Here is a 21,022-nt window from a genome sequence, read left to right as displayed (position 1 = left end):
CCTCGCTGACAGTCGAATACGGGCAGTTGATATGTGTCAGCTTCTTTAACACCGATCCTGACATTACCCTTGTCGATGCGAGCACCCAATACTGTTGGTGGGCAACCAATCAGTCCTGCACCGCCTTGGCCAAGGCAACGTACCTGGTCAGGTTGGCGGAGTCGTGGACGGCTTGCCGCACCACCCGGACGATGACCCAGGCGCGGGCGCGGTCTTCGTCGAAGCCTGCCGCGTCGACGAGCGCGTAAAAACGCCGTCGCACGCCGTCGCGGACGTTGCCGACGAGTTCGTCCCAGCGATGCCACAGCATCGGTGCGATTTCGTAATGTGGATCGCCGTTCGCCGGCCGCGGCGCGATGGCGAGCCAGGGTTCACGGTCGCCGGCGAGCACGTTGCGGTAGTGGAGGTTGCCGTGAACCACGTTGTCTGCCGGTTGATCTGCCAGTTCGCGGCTCAACGCCGTCGCTTGCTCAACCAGCCGGTGCGGGATGGGCGCGCTCCGCGGGAGTTCCTCGAATTCGACGGTCCACCCTTCGAGATATGAAGTGAGCGTGCGTAATTGGGGTAGGGCGGGGACGTGGAGCCGCCGGTATAGCGCGGCGACCACCTCGCAGGCGTCGACGTCTCGCAGCGTGTCCAGGCTGTGTTCACGCAGTCGCTCCAGCAGGACCGCGTGGTGCGGGGGGTCGGCGCTGAGCAGGCGGACCGCGCCGTCGCCGCCCCAGCGGCGCAGCACGAGGTGCTCGTGTTCGGACTCGACGTCATCGGTGATCTTCAGGACTGCCTGCATTCCTTCGGACGTCCGCACCGGCAGCACCACCGAGCAGGCCCCCCGGACCGGTTCGCCGTCACGGCGGAGCCGCCATCGGTCGAGTTGGTTCTGCGTGACGTCGGCGAGGTTGGTCACCAACGGATGGTGTCATCTCGCCGAAAACGAGGACGCGACGCCCGTCGCACGGTATTTGCATAGTCATGGAATCTGGGGTGTACGTGGGGCGGATCGGTGGACTGGCGGTGGCTCTGGGAATCGGGGCCGCCCTTTTTGTCGGGCAGGGAGTCGCGTCGGCCGAGCCGACGAGTGCGGCAGGTTCGCAGACGTCAGCGACGGACGCCAAGCCCGCGCAGGACGAAAAGACTGATACCGCAAAGGAATCCACCGAGACCAAGCCGGCCGCAGAGTCGACGCCGAAGAAAAAGAAGAAGAAGACCACCAGCGTGACGGTTGCTTCGGACCCGAAGGTCGTCGAGACCGTCGAGACCGCCGTGGCGGCGGCGCAGAAGCCGAACCCGCCGGCGGAGCCGGCGCTGCCGTTGATGATGGTGGCCGCCGCGCGACAGGAATCCAACAGGTCGAAGACGCTGGCGAAGGCCAGCACCGTCGCGGCGTCGACCGTCACGACGTCGGACTCCACCCCCGCTGCCCAGCCGCCGGTCGCGATCGCGGCGCCCGCGCCGCTGGAGGGCCTGCAGCATCTGCCTGTCGTCGGGCCGATGTTCGTCACGCCGGTGGTCGCGTTCATCCACCAGATCCCGCTGATCGGCGACGTCCTGCACCGCTTCGTCGGCTATCCGGTGCAGTTCGGCCTCGCGCCGGGCACGCCGGTGCCGCGCGACGTGAAGGTGATCTCCTTCGACGGCACCCCGATCTACGTGCACTTCATGCCCGCGGCCGGGCTGCGGGCGGGGCAGAAGGCGCCGACGATCCTCGACGGCCCCGGCCTGGCGCTACCGGGTGCGACGAACCCCGACGCGATGAACGACGAATTCCTGCCGAACGACGTGATCGGTGTGGGCACACTGCGGCATGCCGGATACAACGTCGTCACCTGGGACCCGCGCGGGGAATGGAGTTCGGGCGGCACCATGCAGGTCGACCATCCGGACTTCGAGGGTAAGGACGTCTCGGCGATCATCAGCTGGCTGGCTACGCAGCCCGAGGTCAAGCTCGACGATGCCAAGACGTTGGATCCGCGGATCGGCATGGTCGGCGCCTCCTATGGCGGCGGTATCCAGTTGGCGACCGCCGTCAACGACCATCGCATCGACGCGATCGTGCCGACCATCGCCTGGCACAGCCTGACCACGTCGCTGTACAAGGATCAGGCGTTCAAGAGCAGCTGGGGCACAATCCTGGTCGCCGCGCTCATCGGCACGAATGCCCGCGTCAACCCGCGTATCTACCCGGGCCTGATCTACGGCGACATCACCGGCACCATCACGGAAGCCGATCAGGATCTGATCGCCGAACGCGGTCCCGGTGACCTCGTCAAGAACATCACGGCGCCCACGTTGCTGGTGCAGGGCACAGTCGACACGCTGTTCACCTTGGCCGAGGCTGACGCGAACGCGAAAGCGCTTGTGGCGGCGGGTGTTCCGACCAAGGTGGTGTGGTTCTGCGGCGGCCACGGCGCGTGCCTGACGTCCACCAATGACGGTGTGATGGTCAAGGAGGCGACGATGGCGTGGCTGGACAGGTACGTGAAGGGCGATTTGAGCGTGGACACCGGCCCGCAGTTCGAGTGGGTCGACCAGCACGGCCAGCGGTTCTCGTCGGACACCTATCCGGTGCACCAGGGCACGCCGATTGTCGCGTCCACCTCCAAAGGTGGTGTGCTGCCGCTCATTCCGTTCCTCGGCGGGTCGGGGCCCGAACCTCGGATCCTGACCGCGTTCCCGCTCGGCACCCTGCTCGGTATCCCGTCCGGTTCGCGGGCGGTCAACGCGTTGAACCTCACGATTCCGGCGGTGGCCGACACGACCTACATCGTGGGGGCGCCGCGGTTGACGATGACGTATTCGGGCACCGGCACCAGCCGTCACGTCTACGCGCAGCTGGTCGACGATACGACCGGTTTGGTGTTGGGCAACCTCGTCACACCGGTTCCGGTCACGCTGGACGGTAAGACGCATACGGTGTCGGTGCCGATGGAGATGGTGGCGCAGACGCTCGAGCCGGGTGAGACGGTGACGCTGCAGTTGGTGGCGTCGGCGTTCCCGTACGAGACGATCACGACAGCGGGCGCGCTGAACGTATCGGGCATGACGCTGTCGTTGCCGACGGCGAACGCGGCGGACATCTCGACAGACTCGGCAGCGGCGAAAACCGTCGCGGCCTAGGCCCCGCTCGCTAGGGTCGGAGACGACAGTGTCGTCGTGATCGGGGGAGTCATATGAACAGGCGTGAGACCACTGAGGCGAAACAAGCCCGCGAGCAGCAGTATGCAGAGGACGCCCGCCGGCTGAAGGATTTCCCGGCGTTCGCGAAGTTCTCCGACAGCGACCTGGCGCGCATCGCTCAGGCGACCCATCGAACCTCGACATCCGGGCCGTGGCCGCTGATCCGGGAGCAGACTCCGTCCGACGCCTGCTACATCCTGCTCAGCGGCGAGGCAGGCGTGTACATCGGCCAGGAGCGCATCGCCGTGGTGGGCCCGGGCGAGGTGATCGGTGAATCCGCGCTGCGCAGCGGCAAACTCCGCAATGCGACGGTGACGACGACCGGCAGGGCCGAAGTGCTGCACATCGCGCGCAACGACCTCAATCGCCTGCTCGACGAGGTCCCGGCACTACGTCAGATGATGGACGAGACAGTCGCGCGCCACGTCCCGCAAGCGGCCGACCAGGGTTAACCCTCGACCTGCGAGCGGATCCAGTCGAGATTGGTCGCCATGTTCTGCTGCCATTCCGACAGCCGACGCGAAATGATCCTGGCTTCCTTGTCCGGCTGCGCGAGAATCGCGGACGTCAGTCCCGACGAGGCCGGTCCCATCCGGCCCCACTGCCGGATCAGTACCCCATCGCTGGCAGGCTCCACCTCGAACCCCCAGGTGGCGCCCACTCCGTCGGGGCCGCTGACGTTCCACACCCAGCGGCGCTGATCCTCGACCTCGACGACTTCGCACACCGTCTGCCAGTCGCCGAACGCATCGTGGCGGCTGCGGCCGCGGAATCGGGCGCCGAGGGTCACGCCGTCTGCACCGTCGAGCCATTCCACGGACTGCAACTCGCTCGAGCAGTGCGCGGGCAGGTTGATGTCGGTGACGTACTTCCATGCGGTCTCGACATCGCAGTGCACGCGTTGCGTCACTTCTATGGTGGGCTGATCGCGGTAACGCATTTTTGCAGCATGCCACGGCGGAAAAGGGGTCAGGCGTGAAGGTCGGAACCATGATCGAGCCCCGATTGCCCGGCGCAGTGGAGTTCGCCGCGGCGGCCGAGCGACTCGGTGTCGATTCGTTGTGGACGCCTGAGATCTGGGGTTACGACGCGCTGACCGGACTCGCGTTCGTCGCCGCCAAGACGTCGACGATCAAGCTGGGAACCTTTGTGGTGCAACTGGGTTCGCGCAGTCCGGCCATGCTGGCGACATCCGCGCTCAGCCTGCAGGAGCTCTCCGACGGCCGCTTCCTGTTGGGCATCGGAACGTCGGGCCCGCGCGTGATGGAGGGCTGGCATGGGGTCCGGTTCCGCAAGCCGGTCGAGACGACCAGGGAAACCATCGAGATCGTCCGGATCGTCAGCCGCGGCGACCGGCTCGAGCATCCCGGCGAGATCTACCCGCTTCCGCTGCCCGACAGCGTTGGCGCGGCGCTGAAACCGATGGTGCGGCCGCGGCCGGTGCCGGTCTACGTCGCGGCGATGGGGCCGCGCAACCTGCGGCTCACCGGTGAGTCCGCCGACGGCTGGCTCGGCAATGCGTTCATTCCCGAGGCCGCCGAGGTGTTCCTCGGTCCGCTGCGTGAAGGGGCCGAGCGCGCCGGACGGCCGCTGACCGATCTCGATCTGGTGGCGCCGGTCGCGGTCGAGTTCCACGACGACGACGCGTCCGCCGACGCGGCGGCACGCAGGCACGCCGACGGATATGCGTTCACGATCGGCGCCATGGGAGCCGGCGGGCGCAACTTCTACAACGATGCGTTCACCCGGCTGGGCTACGGCGACGAGATCGCCAAGGTCGCCGAACTGTGGCAGGCCGGCAACCGGGACGAAGCGCGCGCGGCCGTGCCGCTCGACCTCGGCCGCCTGACGAATCTCGTTGGGACACAAGCGGTTATCGCCGAGCGGGTGGACAAGTACAAGGCCGCAGGCATCACCACGTTGCTGGCCAAGCTGGAGGGCGACTACGCCGACCAGCTCTCGACGCTGGAGCAGCTACTCGACATCGTGGGATAGCTACAAGTCCGCCAGGTCGTCAGGGACGTCGACCGCGTGCTCCTTGAGCGCTGCCAACGGCACGACGTCCAATGTGCGCGCATGGGTGGATGCGAGCACGACCGGCGCGGCGCAGTTGTCCTGATAGGCCCGGAACCAGTTCGCGGCGGTCACGCACCATCGGTCGCCGGGCGACAGGCCGGGGAACCGGAACTCGGGCCGCGGCGTCGAGAGGTCGTTGCCGATCGACCGCTGATGCTCGAGAAACTCCGCGGTGACGACCGCGCAAATGGTGTGCCTGCCAAGGTCCTCTGGCCCCGTCGCGCAGCAGCCGTCGCGGTAGAAGCCGGTAAGCGGTTCGGTGCCGCATGGCTCCAGCGGTCCGCCGATCACGTTGGTTTCGGGCATCAGGTGCGCGGCGTGAACTTGATGGCGACGATGCCTTCCCGCTCGCACGCTTCCTTGAACTCGTCGACGGTGGGGATGCGCTGCTCGCGGAAGCCCAGGCCCATCGAGCGCTGTGCGCGCTTGACGCCGTAGGACTCGGCGACCCGGTGTTGAAGCTCTGCGACGACCGCGGGGTCTGCGATGACCTCGCCTCGCATCGGTTTCTTCTTGCGGTCGTGCAGGACCTCGGCATCGGCGCCGCCGCGGAAGTTCTTGGTCCAGCCCGCGCCGGCCAGTGCATAGAGTTGGTCGCCAATGAAGTGTGCGCTCACCGGAATTGAGTACGGATTGCCCGACTTGCGGCCCTTGAAGTTCAGCACCATCAATTGCTTGCCTGCTGAACCTGCCAGCGGTGTGCCGAGCAGGAATTTCAGGGCCGGGTTGACGACGCGGAGAAGCCCTTCCGGCGGATGCGATACGAAGACAGCGGGTGACTGTTCGGCCATGTGCTCACGGTAGGACTACCGAGGCGCCGCTGGGTCGGAATTCACCGGTGCCGACCGGTGCGGCCGCCGTCATCGTGCACCAGGATCGCGATTTCGCGGTTCCACGCGTTGGACCGTGCGCGCCTCAGGCCCCGTCGGACGAGCGCGACGGTCAACGCGGCAAGGGCGGTCGCCGCCAGCCACACGCCGGCCGCGGCAACGATCGCGTCGGCGCCCGCCTGCCATGAAGCGGCGGGCGGGCCGACCTCACGACCGTTCTTGTCGACCCAAATGTCAGCGCCCGCAGCGTCTTTCGTCGGGTTGGTCCAGTCGAGGGCACCGGCGTTCTCGACATCACCTGCTCGCCAACGGGCCTGGAGAACCGCGGCGGGCCCGGTCGGGGCTGCGGCGTTGACCGCGGGCGCGGCGACCTGATGACGGTCGCGCTGTTGCGCGGCGTAGGTCTTGGCGTGTTCGTCGTGGATCGCGGTGCCGATAGCGCCCGCGAAGGGCATGACGGTCAGCGAGATCAGGACAGCGAGGGCCATGACGGCGACCTCGACGCGGTCGCTCGCCCGAACCAGGGGATTGCGCCCGCGGGCCTGGGCCAGTCGCCAACGCCACCACGCCGCCGTGAACCCCTGCATGATGTCCTCCTCGGTCAGTCGCGCACCGAGGTGTGGATAGACCAGTCTGGGAAACTAGAAACCCGACCGCGCCGCCGCTGTGAGACGTGGACCCGTTGATCCTATCGCTGGCTAACTTGCTGAGCGCGCTCTTTGTCGTCGGATGTGCTATGAGATGCGCCACGACGAGTCGCCGTCGTGTGGCGGGCAACTCACACGACGCGAGCCAACAGGCCGCGCGCGGCCCTCGTGACCATCGCACGATCGCTGGTGATGAGGAATTCGAATCGTCGCTCGCCGTCGTGCGTCGCGGAACTGCGTAACTCGCGTGCGACCAGTGCCCTGCATGTGTCTGCGCCGAGGGTCACGACCACCCACTCCTCGCACAGCGGGTCCTCTGGGTGCAGTTCGATGCCGCGAACGCCGCCACCGAGGTCGACGGGTACGTCGCGGCCGAGCACGACGACGAGCGGCGACGTCGCCGCCAGCTCCTGGTAAAGCTGTCGCGAGGCGGCGGCCAAGTCCTCCGCGCGCTGCACGGCGGCCAGCACGATCGGGTGGTCGATGGAGTGTCGCGCCTGCTCCTCGATATGGCGGGCGAACGCGGCGACAACGTGCTTTCGTGCCACCCGAAGCGGCATCCGGTCATCGTCGGCCGCCGCGTGCGCGGAATGCCCATCGCGCCGCACCTCTCGCATCGTCGGCGGAGGCCCCGTCGTGTGGCGCTGCCGGCCGAGCGGTCGGGCTCGGCCGAACCGATATCCCTGCGCGAGGCCCGCTCCCATGGCGAGCGCCTGCTCGAGGTCCTCGTCTGTCTCAACGCCTTCGGCAATGATCAGCGCGCCGCTTCGCTCGTGGTGGGCCAGTACACCGGTCAGAATCTTGGCTTTGTCGAGCCGCTCACTTTTCTGGATCACCGACACGTCGAGCTTGACGATGTTGGGGTCGACGATGTCGAGGATCGCGAGTGAATCAGGATGTGCGCCAACGTCATCCACTGCGATGGCGATGCCGTCGCTGCGAATCGCGGCCACCTTTTCCAGCAACGCCTTCGGGTGCGTGAGCAGATGGCGTTCGGTGAGTTCGAAGGCCACCTGGAATCGTTCGCATGCTTCGTTGAGGGATGGATGAGTGGCCCGGGGGATGTGTGCGACGGCAGGCTCTGTGTTGATCAACAGCAGGCTGCCCCGCGGCAGCGCAGAGTGCAGCGCGGCACGGACTGCCGCATCGATGCACTGCTGATCGAGAATGTCTGCCTGGCGGGAAGCGTTCGCAAACGAGAACACGTTGGAGGCTGTCATGGTGGCGAACATCGGCCACCGTGCGAGGGCCTCGAAGCCGACGACCCGTTCGTCGGGAAGCGAGACCACGGGTTGAAATACCGGCATCAGGCCGACGCCGGCCGATGCGGCGTCGATGCCCTGGTCCGACCGAAACCCCAACTGAGTCACGACGCCCCGCGGTCGGGAGTCGGGCATTGAGGGACGCGGCGCTTTGTCGAGCGGCGGAACGAGACGCGGTTGAACTGTCACGAGCGTGCCGCCCGATGGAGTGTTGTCACGCTGGCCTCGATCGCCGACGCAGGGGTGGGTTCGCAGCTGAGGGTAACGGAACTTGGCGGAAAAGCGCGGATCTCGCAAACATGTCGCATTTTGCTCATCTTCAAGTTTTGCCAACCGGGGCGGCGTCGACCCTTCGTGGTGGGTTCGGCACTGCTTCTGCCAGAGCTTTGCAAGCAGACTAGCAAACGTCGATGAAGTTAGCCGCTATGGCGGCGGGCGCGCCGCAGCCGGTCTTGTTTTATGAATCAATCAGTTTGATGTGCTGGAATGGTATGAGCAAAGGCCACCGCACGAAAGGATGGCCGCTGGTGGCAAGGCCGGACAAGCGCTGCACCAACCGCGGTTTGACTGAAGATCGATTTCAGCGACTCGTGGCGCACAGCCCTGACGCGATCTGTGTGGTCCAGGACGGCCGGCTGAAATATGTCAATGCGACTGCCCTGCGCTGGGTGGGGGTGGAGACGCGCGAGCAGTTGCTGCGCCACGACCTCACCGAGTTCGTCGACCCCGACGCGATCTTGGCCGTATGTGCGTGCATCGCGAAATTGACCGACGTTGGGAGCGCCACCGAGCCGTTGGAGGTGCACATCGTGCCGGTCGACGGCCTGGCGCTGCGAGTCGAGGTGGTGGGCGTACTGACGTTGTGGGACGGCGAGCCCGCGTATCAGCTCATCCTGCGCGACGTCAGCGCAAGGGACGGACCGCGTCGGCCATCTCGGCGCTTCGAGACCATCCTGGAGAATCTGGACGAAGGCATCGTATTGATGCGAAGCGACGGGTCGGTCAAGTTCTTCAATGCTGCAACTCGCCGCATCCTTGATCTCAAACTCGAACACCTCGCTTCCGACTTCGCCACCTGGGCGGCATGGTTACCCATGTATGACGTCGAGGGCGTTCCCGTGCCCACCGAGCAGCGACCAGTGGCTCGCGCGCTTCGCACAGGCGTCTCGTTCTCGAAGCAGGTGTATGCGATGGACCTGCCCAACGGCCAACGGCGATGGCTGTTGCTCAGTGGGCGCCTGGTGAGCCTCGAAGATGCCGAAAAACCGGACCTGCTGGTGTCATTCTCCGACGTCACTGAACAGCATGAATCGGTGGAGCGGCTGGTGTACCAGGCCAACCACGACCCCCTGACGGGGTTGCCGAATCGCGGATACGTACTGCGCCGAATACGGACGGCCCTCGAGGCTGCCGATGGCGCTTCGTTGCGCGCGGTCCTGTTCATCGACCTCGATGATCTGAAGGCCACCAACGACACGTTGGGTCATGAAGCGGGCGATGCTCTGCTGCGCGCTGCCGCGGCGCGACTGCGCGAGGCTGTCGGGCCCGCGGACGTGGTCGGACGACACGGCGGAGACGAGTTCGTCGCTCTCATCTTCGGAGCGGCGACGCGCGAAGAGCTCAACGCCCTGGTCGATCGATTGCGGGCCGCATTGGCCGAGCCGGTCGCTATCGCCGACACCAGCACGACCATCCGCGCGAGCGTCGGGCTCGTCGAGGTGGTGCGTGGCGATCGGCGAGACCCAGAGGAGATCCTGCGCAACGCAGACCGGGCGATGTATGAGGCGAAGCGGGCAGGCCGGCGGATCAGGCACTTGCAGTAGCGGCACAGCCGGCAAACGTGATGTAGCTTCATACCGCAGCGGGGACAGCCGCTGTCGAGGAGTTAGAGGTGGATTCGACACCATTCGGGCACTATCAGCTGCAAAAGCTGATCGGCCGGGGCGGTATGGGAGAGGTCTACCGGGCCTACGACACCAAGACCGACCGCATCGTCGCGCTCAAGGTCCTGCCGCATCATCTGGCCGAGGACGCCACGTTCCAGCAGCGGTTTCGGCGCGAATCGCAGGCGGCCGCCGGGCTGAACGACCCGCACGTAGTGCCGATTCACGGCTACGGCGAAATCGATGGCCGGCTCTACCTGGATATGCGGCTGATCGAGGGAAAAAACCTCGGCACCATGCTCGAGGACGCCGACGGCGAGCCGCTCGGGGCGTCGTTCGCGGTCAATGTGGTCGAGCAGGTGGCGACGGCGCTGGACGCCGCACACGAAGCAGGGCTGATCCATCGCGACGTCAAGCCGTCGAACATCCTGATCACCGATCGCGAATTCGTGTATCTGATCGACTTCGGTTTGGCGCGAACGGCCGGCGAGAAGGGCCTGACGACGGCAGGGAACACGCTGGGCACGCTGGCCTACATGGCGCCGGAGCGGTTCGACGGCGCACAGATCGATCCGCGCGCGGACATCTACGCGCTGACGTGCGTGCTCTACGAGTGCATCACTGGGCAGCGGCCCTACCCGGCGGAGAGCTACGAGCAGCAGATCAAGGGGCACATGGTCTCGCCGCCACCGCGGCCGTCGGCCGTTGACCCGAAGCTGTCGGCGTTCGACGACGTCATCGCCAAGGGCATGGCGAAACAGCCGGTCAAGCGGTATCAGACGGCGGGCGAGTTGGCGGCCGCGGCCAGGCGCGCACTCGAGACGCCGGTTCGGACGACCGGTCGATCGGGCAGGCATTCACGGCAGCGGTCTCCAGGAGTGTCGCGACGGGCGTTGGCGATTGCGTCCGCGGTGGTGTTGGTTGCGGCCCTTGGCACATTCGGGGTGTGGCAGCTGGTGGGCCGGTCGGGCGATCGGGACACGAAACCGGCAGGCGTTGCGGAGAGTTCGGCGACCCCGGCGCCGGTGGCAGGCGCGGTTCCCGAGATTGCCGCGACCGTACCCGACGACATCAAGAAGACGGGCCGGCTGGTGATCGGCGTCAATTTGCCTTATGCGCCAAACGAATTCAAGAATGCCTCGGGTGAGATCGTCGGCTTCGACGTGGATCTGATGAATGCGGTGGCGAAGACGCTTGGGCTGACGCCGGATTACCGCGAGACCGGCTTCGAGGCGATCATTCCGTCAATCCGCGCCGGCGACTTCAATGCCGGGATGTCGTCGTTCACCGACACGAAGGACCGCGAGAGCTCCGTCGACTTCGTGACGTACTTTCAGGCGGGGACCTTGTGGGCCCAAAGGGTCGGAGCCGGAGTGGATCCGAACAACGCCTGCGGCCTTCGTGTTGGTGTGCAGTACGCGACGATCCAGGAAACCGTGGAGCTTCCGGCGAAGAGTCAGGCGTGCACGGACGCGGGCAACCCTGCGATTGAGAAGGTCGTCTACGTCAGCCAGGACGACTTGAACGCCGCGTTGATCGCCGGGGAAGTCGATGCGATGACGACCGATTCGCCGGCGACCGGGTTCGCGATCAAGATGTCGGGCGGGAAGCTGGAGCCGGCGGGGGAGATCTTCAATACGGCGCCCTACGGCTGGCCGGTGGCCAAGGATTCAGGCCTTGGGGAGCCACTGCGGCGTGCGCTGGAGCATCTGATGCAGACCGGTGAATACAAGACGATCGCGACGATGTGGGGTGTCGAGAAGGGCATGATCGACAAACCCGCCATCAACGGCGCGGTCCGATAGCCGATATTGGGGCAAATGACCCGTGCCCCAACAACTCTCGAGTGCGCGCCAGTTCCGGCGGGAAGTTCGGGATCATCCGGCTCGCCGCTTTTCTGACGCGCCGATTGTGAATGCGATGTGGCGGCCGAGGTCCCCGGGTGTAGATTGGAGATAGGCCGTTTCGTATTTGCCTTGCCAACAGTGCACCTATACGTGAAGACGATCAGCCTGCGAATCGACCACTTTCGCCCGACGATCTACCCCCGGGCTGAACCGACATGGTTAAGGACCGCGCCATGGAATCGTCCGACTTGTTCTCACATCCCTATCAGCCCGAAGCGGTGCCGAACCGCGAGTCTTCGGAGCCGGTGCAGGCTCCTGTGTTCTCCGACCGCCCCCGAAAAGACTCGACTGCTGATACGCCGCCGACCTCATGAACGGCATGACGGGGGCGCGGCGCTTGGCCCGTCCCGTCAGGCTCGCACTCGCGCGACAGTTGGGCGCAGACATCGACGGCGCGTGGTGGCCCTACACCGCGTCTGTTGCGGATGAACTTCCGCAGCTCATCGGGGCCCTGCACACGACGCTCGGCGAAATCATCGACATCTGCATCAACTGGTCGGCCACGCAGGGACCGCGTGAGCTGTACGAGACCATTGCCGGCGGCCGATCGATGCAGGGTGGCCACCCGGGGCGGCAGCGCCTGATGGTGGTCGAGGGGCAGCATGGTTGTGCAAATCTGCTTGTCGTGCCGCACATGACGTCGCAGGCGCTCGGCGTGATGGTCATGCGATGCGCGGCGGCGAAGTCGTTCTCGGGCGCGGAACGCGACACTCAATTGTTCGAGATCGCTGATTGCGTGCTGCGCGCCGCTCAACTCGAGAGCGCATCGTGGACCGGTCGGATGCGTGACACGGCAACGACCGAGGACCCTGCCGCGCTGCTCTAGAAACGCCAATGGGCTGGTACGGAGCTATCCGCACCAGCCCATCGTCAGGTCTGGGTTACTCAGATGGCGGAGACTCGTACCGCCTGGGGGCCCTTGGCTCCCTGCTCGACCTCGAATTGGACGCGCTGGTTCTCCTCGAGGCTGCGGAAGCCGCTGCCCTGGATCTCGGAGAAGTGCACGAAGACATCCTTCGCGCCGTCGTCAGGCGTAATGAAGCCGAAGCCCTTGTCGCCGTTGAACCACTTCACAGTTCCCTGTGCCATTTACTTACTCTTTCATTCAATGCGGATGTACCAAAAACATCCGCGCATCACCGTAGCAGTGCTGGGCGAATTCTCAGACCCTGTTGCGTCGAGTAGGGGGTGCGCTCGCGGCGCATCAAGGCCCGGGTATCCCTGCGTTGGCTAAGTTGGCGCTATGAGGCGTGCGCCCCTCACCTTCGCGTGGCTGCTGGTGTTGTTCGTCACTACCCGGATTCAGCGGTCGGCCGGGCGGTGGGGATCGCGTCGAATACAACGCACGAATTCGACCAACCTGCGTCGCCTGCGCACTGAGCCGTATCGCGTCCTCGCGACCAGCTTGTTTTGGCTCGACGATCGTAAGTGGTGGCCGTATGTTCCGGTATTCGTCGGCATAGTCGGCCCCGCTGAGCGCCGATTGCGTTGGTGGCGTTGGCTTTTCATCGGTGTCGCGGCGCATGTGATCGGTACGTATGTCGGCCAGGGTTATCTGCGGCTCATGATCCGGATAGGCAAGGCGCCCTGGCGTTTGGTCGCCGCACGCGACGTCGGAGTCAGCTATTTCGTATTCGGCACAGCGGGCACGCTTTCCGGCTACGTACCGCCGCCGTGGCGAGCTCGATGCCAGGTGGCCACCGTGACGGTGCTTCTCGCCAACTTCGCGGTACGGCCGACGTTCAGCGAGGCTGGGCATCTCACGGCGTTCCTCGTGGGACTTGCGGCCATCCCGATCGCACCGGACCGTGAGGAGACGCCGTATCCGAGCGGCCTGCGCCTATGAGATGAACTCGCTGCTGCTCACCACACCTCTCTTTTCGCGGCTGTCATCATTTGATGACAGCCCGCAGGCGACATATCGTTCGGAGCGCTTACCCTGCCCGAACATCCCAACCGGGGCGGCCAAACGTGAACCACGTCCTTCTGAAGTGCGGCTCGTACCCGGCGCGTCTGCACGTGTCGATGAAGAAATCGTCGACCCGGTTGTACGCGATGCGCGCACCCGCGGCCGTCGTCCAGCTCATCAGAAACAGCACGATTCGCCCCTCGTCGAACCGCGGTAGCAGCATGCTGCTCAAAAGCGTGCCCATGCCGGGCAGCGAATCGCGATCGAAAACCAGCATGCTCGGACGCGTAAAGCCGAATCGGGACTGGCTGACATGCATCCGGGCGTAGCGATAGTGGCGGAAGTCCAAGGGGATCTCGCGACCGCCACGGCCCAAGGTGATGAAGAGGTTGCGATCGACAGTGCACCGCTGGGCCGCGCGTGTCGGACGCCAAAGGGAGTAAGTGACCAACGACAGCCCGACGCCCCCCGACACTAGGGCGGACAGAATCGCCTCTGACCGGTCTCCGCTCTCAAAGAGAGCCGGTTGAGTGAGCATGGAAATCGGAATGCTGATCGCTCCGAAACCCAGGACGACACCACAGATAACGCCGACCAACCTGGCCGCCGACTTGAAGTGCCACACTCCCATGAGATCTGCCCAAGGGTGCGCTCCCGGCTGCTGTTGCGCCGTGTAGCTTGCCGCCGTGGCCGTAAGCATGCGTCTGTACGATTTGCGGCGGCTCATCAGAACGCTCACCAGCACGCCGCCGCCCAGCCAAACGACCATGACCCCGACGCCGAACGCCATCGGCGACAGTCCAAATGGCCCGTGGTTCATCGGTACTGCCCCCCAATGGTTGATACCGCCTTCGCGATGTTAGCTAGCAAGCGGTCGAGTCGCGCGATTTTCGCGCGAGCGAGTCCAGCTGAGACACTGACGCGATGACATCCTCACGCGACGTTTACGAACGGCTCGGTGTGCTCGAGCAGCTGGTTCGGCACCTCTACGAGAAGACAGGGATCCCGATCCCAGATCTGCAGACGCTCACCCAAGTCTCCGACCGCGTGCGGCAACTGCTCGCGTCCGGCAACAAGATAGCCGCGATCAAGGCGTACAAGGAGGAGAGTGGCGTCGACTTGGCCACCGCGACCAAGATGATCGAGTCGCTCTGACTACGGCAGAACCGTTTTCATCAACATGACGTTGTAGTCATTCCATTCAGACAGGTTGTAGTACAACGTTTTGCCCGTCGACCAGGGGTGCAGGAACGGGGCGTAGATCCCGCCGGGGAACTGCATCGACGGCACCACCATCTGCTCCGGGCTCCACGGGCCTTGTGGTGCAGGCGCAGTCCGGAACACGACGTCGTTCGCGCCGTTGCAGTACATCGCCAGATACTGATGCAGGTATGTGTTGAATTGGGCTGACATCTCGCCAACCGGCCCGGGGATGACCACCGTTGCCGCGCCGGGATTGCCTGGGACCCAAGCGTTTTGGTCTGAGTTCCAGTATTCGTACTTGGTGACGTCCGGTATGTTCTCCGGGGCGACGCGCGCGATGTATGCCGAACCGCCGCGGCCTGCCGGCGTTCCGAACGAATAGATGTACGGGTCGCCGGGGCCGGGTTTGAGGAATGCCCCCTGCTGGAAGTTCTGATTTCCGTCGACGTGCCGCGCGCCCGGGATGGCGTCGGGTCGTGGCGTGCGGACAGATCCCGGGTAGACGCCCCAGCGGTCGCCGTTGTCGGGTGACACAGCGATAGCCGAATAGTTGGTTGTCCAGGCGCCGTTGGCATCCCAGCTCTTGATGGACATGTAGTTGAGGTACTGCTTTCCGCCGACCGAGATGCCGGCGGTCGGGATGATTCCAGTCTCGTCGGGCGCCCACTTGGTGGTGTTGATGATCTGTTTGGAGATGCCGCGGGCCCACATCGGCGAGTTGGCCACGCTGACGGTGTTCGACAGGGCGCCGTCCTGGCTGCGCATCAGCACGTTGTATCGCCATTGGTGACCGGGCGCGCTGCAGTAGCCAGAGGTGTCGCCGAACGCCATCAGGACTTCGCGAGAACCGTTGTCCCACATGATCCCAAGGTCGGTACCCGAGATGGCGAAACGTGACAGCGTGTTGTTCGGGCTGTTGGGCCCGGTCACCCAACCGACGAGTGAGGTGCCAGGCGGGTCGGCGGTCGGCGGTGCGGGCGGCGGGGCGGGGGCCGCTTCGGGGACAGGCTGCGCAGTGGCCGGAGTCTGCTGATTGGCAGCGTTCGGTGGTGTGGGCGCAGGCGCAACGCCCGCCTGCTTCTGGACCTGCCCGGCTTGGGGAGTGAACGCGTTGAGAAGGGCTCGCGACACCTGGCCCAGCCGCGGTAACGGCGCGCTCGTATTCACATTGGGAGGCCGGTGTCCCCGTGGCAGGCCGCCGGTCACCGGCATGGCCGGGGCCGCGGGAACGTCAGGTTGGGCCGCCGCGGCGGCATCGGTGCACGGTTCGGCCCCGGCGAGCGGTGTGACGCCGATGGCGGCGCACAAGCTGATTGCAGCCGCCGACGCCACCGATGCAGAGGCGATTCGCAGACGCGGCGACATGACACACCTTTCAAGGGGACATGACGTCGCTTTGACGTCAGAAGTCGACTGCTGTGACGTTAGTGATTGATGAGGCTTATGTGCCTAGTGATGCACAGATGGGTATGGATCCGTGACCGTGTCGCTATACATCGATGTAATTCGTGGCCCGGCCCGTTATCGCACAGCAATCTGGTCAGCTGTTGCTATCTGTGCGCTTTCCGCTAACTATTTGGTGAAAGTGCTTTGCTTGCCATTGCAGCAGAACATTAGCTGTGGTCCCATCATTGCGTGTCGGTGAAGCACAGGTCCGACGAGGTGTCCACCGACAAGCTGCCGGTGCACCATTCGCATGCGCGCCCCCGGCCACGACGGGTGCGCTTTCCGCTGTGGTCGATGAGGTTGTTCTTCGTCGCTGTGGCCGTTGCTGTCGTCGCCGCATCGGTTGCGGTCGTCTGGCAGATGACGCATCGCTCGAATGCCCACGCACCGACCGCCGACGCGCGTCGCGGCGACTGCCTCACCTGGCCGCCGGGCGAACCAGAGCGTGCGACGAAGGTCGACTGCGGCGGGGAGCACCTGTTCGAGGTCGCTGATTCCGAACCGATACCCCCTGCCGGAGCCGACGGTCAACAGACCTGCGCGCGAGCGGTCGGCTATTACCTTGGGACGCACTATGATCCGGGCGGGCGATTCGTCGTGGGCGCTGTGCAGACCGGCGGCCGGCTGGTGTGCGGTCTGCAGTTGCCAAGCGACGGCATCGCTTCGTTCGGATTCAAGGGCAAGGTAGAGAGCCAGGATCAGTCTCGCGTTTGGGCGACCGGCACGTGCCTGGGCATCCGGGAGGGCAAGACGACCGACATCGCGGTGGACTGCGGTTTGCCGCACGCGCTCGAAATCACTGGCACCGCAGACCTTTCCACCGTATTCGGTCAAGCGGCGCCGTCGACGGCGGCTCAGGATGCCGTGGTGCGGGATGCCTGTGGCGTGGCGACGGCGGCGTATCTCTCGCCGGTGACGCTGGACGCCACGGGCCTGTCCATTCGCTATCAGCCGATCGACGCGGCGGGCTGGGCGGCGGGAAGCCGCCGGGTCGCGTGCCTCCTCGGCTCACCGACCCCTGACGGAGGGTGGGCGAGATTACTGCGTAGCGCGAAAAACGGCGTGCGCATCGATGGGCAACCCGCTGGACCGCTGCCGAACCCGGTGCAGTGGCCGACCATCGAAGTCGCCGTCCCGACAACTGAACCCGTCGAACCGTCACCGACCGAAGAGGTGCCGGTGCGCGTGAACAGCCAAACCGACGAACCCGACCAATCCGACGAGACTACGGACGATTCCACTGATGTCGCGCAGCCCGTCCCTCATATCGACGGCGCGGAGGGACTGGGGCCGGTAGAGCATATGGAAGGCCCAGGGCTGCCGGGGCCGGTCCCGATTACGATCGGGCCGCCAGCGCCGCGACCGGAATCCGAATCGCCTCCGGCGCAAGAACTTCCGGTCGGATAGGGCTCAGGCCACCGTCATCGCTTCACGTTCCATCACCTCGGCCGCGGCGCGCTCACCGGAGCGGACGGCTCCGTCGATGAATCCATACATGACTGCCGACGTTTCGGTGCCGGCCCAGTGGATGCGCCCACAAGGCTCACGCAGGGCGGGGCCGAACTCAGTGAGTACCCCGGGTGGAGTGTGGGAGATCATCCCGCCGCCGGAGTAGCGCTCGGTGCTCCAGTTCTGCTCGACGTAGTCGGCCGGTGACTGTGCTTTGTCGCCGAAACGTTCGGTGACCGCGGCGAGTACGGCCTTCCTGCGCTCGTCGTCGGGAAGCTTCGTCATCTGGCGCGCGACGGGTCCTTCCGTGATGACCGTCAGCACGCCGGGTCGACCGGCGCCGGTGCAGGAGTCGATCGTGAGGTTGGCCATCGAACCAGGCGCGAAAGACTGACCCGACAGGCCGTCGGCTCGCCAGAACGGCTCGTCGTAAACCAAGGCGATCTTGAAGACCGCGCCGAGCGGCATCCGCTGATGCAGGAACGACCTGTCCATCGGAAGCATTGGCTCGTAATGGATCTGGCTTGCGATCGCAATCGGTACGGCCACGACCGCGCGGCGTGCGCGCACCACCATGTCGTCGGAGCGGACCGTGACCATGTCGGCGTCTTGGACGATGCTGCGCACCGGCTGCGACAGGTGGATGGCATCGCCGAGTTCGGCGGCGATGGCCCGGTGGATGGCACCCATGCCGCCGACGGGCCTGGCGTCCTCGGCCGCGTCCTTGACGCCGAGCACGAAGCTCGGCCCGCCGGCCGACGCCATCTGGTAAAGGACGAACAGCAGCGAAACCTCTGACGCCGCAGAGGTATACAGGCCAGCGACGGAAGAATCGAGCAGCTGATGGGCGGGCTTCGACAGGGTATTCCTGTCCAGCCAAGCCCCCCAACTGAGCCGATCCCACTTCGCTGCCTTGGGTGCTTCCCACGGTGCTTCGACCGGAATCGACTTGCACATCTGGGTGAGCTCGAGGAAGACCGTGCCGATGTTGGCGACTGCCCAGGGGCTCATCGAAAGCGGAATGGTGCCCTTGTATCGGTACTTCTTGCCGTCGACGTACATCATGGCGTCGCCGTCGACATACTGCTTGTAGCTGGGAATGTGGAACTCGTTCATCAGCGCGTAGATGGCGTCCTGGCCCGGTCCGATCCACGCGCCGCCGCGATCGATCCACAGCCCATCGTCGCGGGTTTCGGTGAAGGTGCGACCGCCGACGCGATCGCGCGCCTCCAGCAACGCCACCGAGTGGCCCGCCTGTTTCAGGCGCAATGCCGCGGTCAATCCGGCGAATCCCGCGCCCACTACGCAATAGTCCACATCAGCCATGGCGTTACCCTTCGCTGGATGACGAGCCTGGCCGCCCGGGCGGCCCGGGAGCAATGTGTTTGCCAGCTAATAGGCCTACCCGTAATTAGCGTTCATGTCAATAATGGTGTTGGCCGGAACTGGGAATCGGCTGAAGATATTGCAAACGATCGCTGGCAACGCTGGGCGCCTTGCTAACGTGCGCCAATGGTGCTGGCCAACCTCGCTTTCGGGTCGTCGAGCAGTGCCGTCGATGCACTGTTGTCAAACGGGCTGACGTTCGGCGTGCCGATCTGCGTTGCCGCGCTGATCGTGTACGTGGTTATCAGGACCAGGGAGACGAAGGTGCGCGGTCCGTCGACACCTGGAACGGCACAGGTGTTGTCGGTGCGAAAGATTGGCTGGGCCGTCGGGAGCCCGCCGAATCAGCGCTCCGCGTGCAGGATCGGACTCAGGGTCGAGGTCCTCGGCCGTGAACCGTATGAGGTGACCATTCGGCAGAATTTCGAGCCTTACGTGCTCGGCATCGCCGTGGTGCCGGGGAAGACCGTGCCGGTGCAGGTCGAAGATTCCAATCCACAGAACGTCCGCATCGATCTGAGTCAACCCATCCCGCCGCAAGTCGGATCGGGCCCGGCACGAACGGTTTTCAACGCGCCTCCGAAAGTGACGTTCAACCAGTCGAGTTGGTCGCCGCAAACGGGATGGACGGGTTCGCCACCACCGGGCGACCTGGCCGACCAGATCAAGGCGGCAGTGGAAGGCGCCTTTCAGGGCAACGTCGGACAGCAGGCCGAGGCGTACAGGCAGACCGGCGGTGCGGGCCAGGTGCTTTCGGCGGCCGCGCTACTCGCGACGGGCCAGCGTGTGCAGGCAGCGTTGAAGTCTTTCGCGCCCACCGGCACCACGCCGCGCAGCCTCGGTAGGACGCCGAGTCGGCCGGAACTCATCGACGCTCCGCACTACATGCTCGAGGTCGAGCTGCATTTCCCGAATCTGGCCCCGATCACGGGCCGGGCCGTCCAGCCGGTGCCCGTTGCCCATGTGCCAGGTCTCGCCGTAGGCCTGCCGTTGACCTGCGCCGTCGACCCGGCCGACCCGTCACACCGATTTGTCGTGGACTGGGATGCGCCACGGGTCGGTTGAAGTCCGCCAGCCGGGGTATATACCCTCCACCGGGCGGAAGGGGACTGGGGTGGCGAGCACTATCTCTATCGAGGGCGGATCGTTGGCGATCTGTCCGGCGTGCGGCTACCCCACGCTGAGCCCAAAGCTATGTGCGTTCTGCGTTCCCGCGGCCGCGGACAAGATCGACGTCGTGGCCGACGCTCCCGACGTCAACCCCGCGGCGTAGGCGCCGTTGCCGGCGCAAGTCCTGCGCGATCCGCCGGTCGAGCACTCGTTCTTCGCGTTTCGTCAGCGCGCGGTTTCGCTGCGCCAAGAGGTCCAGCTGCTCCCAGCTCAGGCCGTCGAGATCACCGTCCGAGTCGTGGGTCGCGATAACCACGCACCCTCGCAGCAGCGGAACCGTTTTCGCAGTGAAGTTGGTGGTAGCCAACAACAGTCGGGTCGCGGCACGGTTGGCTCGGCGTTGGCACCGCTGCGTTGACTTCGTGAACCAGAAGTCGAATCGCCGGTCGGTGCTCGTCAGGCTTTCCAGGCCATAGTCGCTGACAAGCTCGGCGATATCGGCGGTGGTGTAGGCCTGGGTCTCATAAGCGACGCCGCTGGGGCTGAAGTACAGAACTGTGTTCATGCAGGTCTTCCATTCCACTCTTTCGTTGACGGGACGTGCCGGCTGTGCCGCACTGATACCAGTGTTGCCAAAGTGACGAATGAGATAAACCTCGATAACGAAATTGCCACGAGATGTTTGGCGTCCTCACAGCCAGGTCTCAGCGAGCCGCCGGGAATTACGCTGTTTTTGC

General features: G+C 65.2%; 22 protein-coding genes. 11 read left to right on the top strand and 11 right to left on the bottom strand.

The window, feature by feature from the left end; genetic code table 11:
* Positions 1 to 109: 109 nt before the first annotated feature.
* Positions 110 to 907, bottom strand: a complete 798-nt coding sequence (locus GGC64_RS25330; protein ID WP_192725347.1) for an aminoglycoside phosphotransferase family protein — start codon at positions 905 to 907, stop codon at positions 110 to 112.
* A gap of 65 nt (positions 908 to 972) precedes the next feature.
* On the opposite strand from GGC64_RS25330, the gene GGC64_RS25325 reads away from it, so the two are divergent.
* Together GGC64_RS25325 and GGC64_RS25320 are read left to right on the top strand one after the other, a co-directional pair.
* The gene (locus tag GGC64_RS25325; RefSeq protein WP_192725346.1) at positions 973 to 3,117 is read left to right on the top strand and encodes a CocE/NonD family hydrolase; all 2,145 of its coding nucleotides are present in this window, start codon (positions 973 to 975) and stop codon (positions 3,115 to 3,117) included.
* Between the two features lie 53 nt (positions 3,118 to 3,170).
* Positions 3,171 to 3,629, top strand: a complete 459-nt coding sequence (locus GGC64_RS25320) for a cyclic nucleotide-binding domain-containing protein (RefSeq protein ID WP_192725345.1) — start codon at positions 3,171 to 3,173, stop codon at positions 3,627 to 3,629.
* On the opposite strand, the gene GGC64_RS25315 is transcribed toward GGC64_RS25320, so the two are convergent.
* On the bottom strand, positions 3,626 to 4,117 hold the full coding sequence (locus tag GGC64_RS25315; RefSeq protein WP_192725344.1) for an SRPBCC family protein: 492 nt from the start codon (positions 4,115 to 4,117) through the stop codon (positions 3,626 to 3,628). The two genes, GGC64_RS25320 and GGC64_RS25315, sit on opposite strands and share 4 nt — an antisense overlap.
* Positions 4,118 to 4,152: 35 nt before the next feature.
* Here GGC64_RS25315 and GGC64_RS25310 point away from each other — a divergent pair, with 35 nt between their 5' ends.
* Positions 4,153 to 5,172 (top strand): LLM class flavin-dependent oxidoreductase, encoded by a 1,020-nt coding sequence (locus GGC64_RS25310; RefSeq protein ID WP_370582326.1) that lies wholly within the window; start codon positions 4,153 to 4,155, stop codon positions 5,170 to 5,172.
* On the opposite strand, the gene GGC64_RS25305 is transcribed toward GGC64_RS25310, so the two are convergent.
* The 4 genes from GGC64_RS25305 to GGC64_RS25290 form a co-directional block, all read right to left on the bottom strand.
* Complete coding sequence (locus GGC64_RS25305) at positions 5,173 to 5,559, bottom strand: DUF2237 family protein (protein ID WP_192725343.1); 387 nt, start codon at positions 5,557 to 5,559, stop codon at positions 5,173 to 5,175.
* Positions 5,559 to 6,044, bottom strand: coding sequence for a hypothetical protein (locus GGC64_RS25300; protein ID WP_192725342.1), 486 nt, complete (start codon positions 6,042 to 6,044; stop codon positions 5,559 to 5,561). The genes GGC64_RS25305 and GGC64_RS25300 overlap by 1 nt, the downstream gene beginning before the upstream one ends.
* Positions 6,045 to 6,085: 41 nt before the next feature.
* Positions 6,086 to 6,670 carry a hypothetical protein gene (locus GGC64_RS25295; RefSeq protein ID WP_192725341.1) on the bottom strand — a complete coding sequence of 195 codons (585 nt, stop codon included), beginning with the start codon at positions 6,668 to 6,670 and terminating at the stop codon, positions 6,086 to 6,088.
* Between the two features lie 191 nt (positions 6,671 to 6,861).
* Entirely contained in the window at positions 6,862 to 8,127 is a 1,266-nt protein-coding gene (locus GGC64_RS25290; RefSeq protein WP_192725340.1) for an EAL domain-containing protein, read from the bottom strand.
* A gap of 392 nt (positions 8,128 to 8,519) precedes the next feature.
* Here GGC64_RS25290 and GGC64_RS25285 point away from each other — a divergent pair, with 392 nt between their 5' ends.
* The 4 genes from GGC64_RS25285 to GGC64_RS25270 all read left to right on the top strand — a co-directional run bounded on the left by GGC64_RS25285 (position 8,520) and on the right by GGC64_RS25270 (position 12,608).
* Positions 8,520 to 9,815: a diguanylate cyclase domain-containing protein gene (locus tag GGC64_RS25285; protein ID WP_192725339.1), complete on the top strand. Its 1,296-nt coding sequence runs from the start codon at positions 8,520 to 8,522 to the stop codon at positions 9,813 to 9,815.
* Positions 9,816 to 9,883: 68 nt separating this feature from the next.
* Entirely contained in the window at positions 9,884 to 11,680 is a 1,797-nt protein-coding gene (locus GGC64_RS25280) for a bifunctional serine/threonine-protein kinase/transporter substrate-binding domain-containing protein (protein WP_192725338.1), read from the top strand.
* Between the two features lie 275 nt (positions 11,681 to 11,955).
* Positions 11,956 to 12,096, top strand: a complete 141-nt coding sequence (locus tag GGC64_RS25275) for a hypothetical protein (protein ID WP_192725337.1) — start codon at positions 11,956 to 11,958, stop codon at positions 12,094 to 12,096.
* A 5-nt stretch (positions 12,097 to 12,101) separates the two neighbouring features.
* On the top strand, positions 12,102 to 12,608 hold the full coding sequence (locus tag GGC64_RS25270; RefSeq protein WP_370582325.1) for a DUF5994 family protein: 507 nt from the start codon (positions 12,102 to 12,104) through the stop codon (positions 12,606 to 12,608).
* 59 nt (positions 12,609 to 12,667) lie between these two features.
* On the opposite strand, the gene GGC64_RS25265 is transcribed toward GGC64_RS25270, so the two are convergent.
* Positions 12,668 to 12,871 carry a cold-shock protein gene (locus tag GGC64_RS25265; RefSeq protein ID WP_192725335.1) on the bottom strand — a complete coding sequence of 68 codons (204 nt, stop codon included), beginning with the start codon at positions 12,869 to 12,871 and terminating at the stop codon, positions 12,668 to 12,670.
* Between the two features lie 154 nt (positions 12,872 to 13,025).
* Here GGC64_RS25265 and GGC64_RS25260 point away from each other — a divergent pair, with 154 nt between their 5' ends.
* Positions 13,026 to 13,628 (top strand): rhomboid-like protein, encoded by a 603-nt coding sequence (locus tag GGC64_RS25260; RefSeq protein ID WP_192725334.1) that lies wholly within the window; start codon positions 13,026 to 13,028, stop codon positions 13,626 to 13,628.
* A gap of 88 nt (positions 13,629 to 13,716) precedes the next feature.
* Here GGC64_RS25260 and GGC64_RS25255 read toward each other — a convergent pair whose 3' ends face one another.
* Positions 13,717 to 14,481 carry a hypothetical protein gene (locus GGC64_RS25255; protein ID WP_192725333.1) on the bottom strand — a complete coding sequence of 255 codons (765 nt, stop codon included), beginning with the start codon at positions 14,479 to 14,481 and terminating at the stop codon, positions 13,717 to 13,719.
* 134 nt (positions 14,482 to 14,615) lie between these two features.
* Between GGC64_RS25255 and GGC64_RS25250 the strand changes: the two genes are divergently transcribed.
* Positions 14,616 to 14,846 carry a hypothetical protein gene (locus tag GGC64_RS25250; protein ID WP_192725332.1) on the top strand — a complete coding sequence of 77 codons (231 nt, stop codon included), beginning with the start codon at positions 14,616 to 14,618 and terminating at the stop codon, positions 14,844 to 14,846.
* Here GGC64_RS25250 and GGC64_RS25245 read toward each other — a convergent pair whose 3' ends face one another.
* The gene (locus tag GGC64_RS25245; protein WP_192725331.1) at positions 14,847 to 16,259 is read right to left on the bottom strand and encodes a DUF4185 domain-containing protein; all 1,413 of its coding nucleotides are present in this window, start codon (positions 16,257 to 16,259) and stop codon (positions 14,847 to 14,849) included.
* 276 nt (positions 16,260 to 16,535) lie between these two features.
* Between GGC64_RS25245 and GGC64_RS25240 the strand changes: the two genes are divergently transcribed.
* On the top strand, positions 16,536 to 17,747 hold the full coding sequence (locus GGC64_RS25240) for a septum formation family protein (RefSeq protein ID WP_192725330.1): 1,212 nt from the start codon (positions 16,536 to 16,538) through the stop codon (positions 17,745 to 17,747).
* Between the two features lie 3 nt (positions 17,748 to 17,750).
* Here the strand turns inward: GGC64_RS25240 and GGC64_RS25235 are convergent, their stop codons facing one another.
* The gene (locus GGC64_RS25235; protein ID WP_192725329.1) at positions 17,751 to 19,115 is read right to left on the bottom strand and encodes an FAD-dependent oxidoreductase; all 1,365 of its coding nucleotides are present in this window, start codon (positions 19,113 to 19,115) and stop codon (positions 17,751 to 17,753) included.
* A 186-nt stretch (positions 19,116 to 19,301) separates the two neighbouring features.
* Between GGC64_RS25235 and GGC64_RS25230 the strand changes: the two genes are divergently transcribed.
* Positions 19,302 to 20,240, top strand: coding sequence for a hypothetical protein (locus GGC64_RS25230; protein WP_192725328.1), 939 nt, complete (start codon positions 19,302 to 19,304; stop codon positions 20,238 to 20,240).
* A 127-nt stretch (positions 20,241 to 20,367) separates the two neighbouring features.
* On the opposite strand, the gene GGC64_RS25225 is transcribed toward GGC64_RS25230, so the two are convergent.
* Positions 20,368 to 20,850, bottom strand: a complete 483-nt coding sequence (locus tag GGC64_RS25225) for a hypothetical protein (RefSeq protein ID WP_192725327.1) — start codon at positions 20,848 to 20,850, stop codon at positions 20,368 to 20,370.
* Positions 20,851 to 21,022: the final 172 nt, after the last annotated feature.

It is taken from the genome of Mycobacterium sp. OAS707 (genome assembly GCF_014873705.1).
GTDB lineage: Bacteria > Actinomycetota > Actinomycetes > Mycobacteriales > Mycobacteriaceae > Mycobacterium.
The sequence above is the reverse complement of the archived record's forward strand: the minus strand, read 5'-3'. Positions and strand labels throughout refer to the sequence as shown.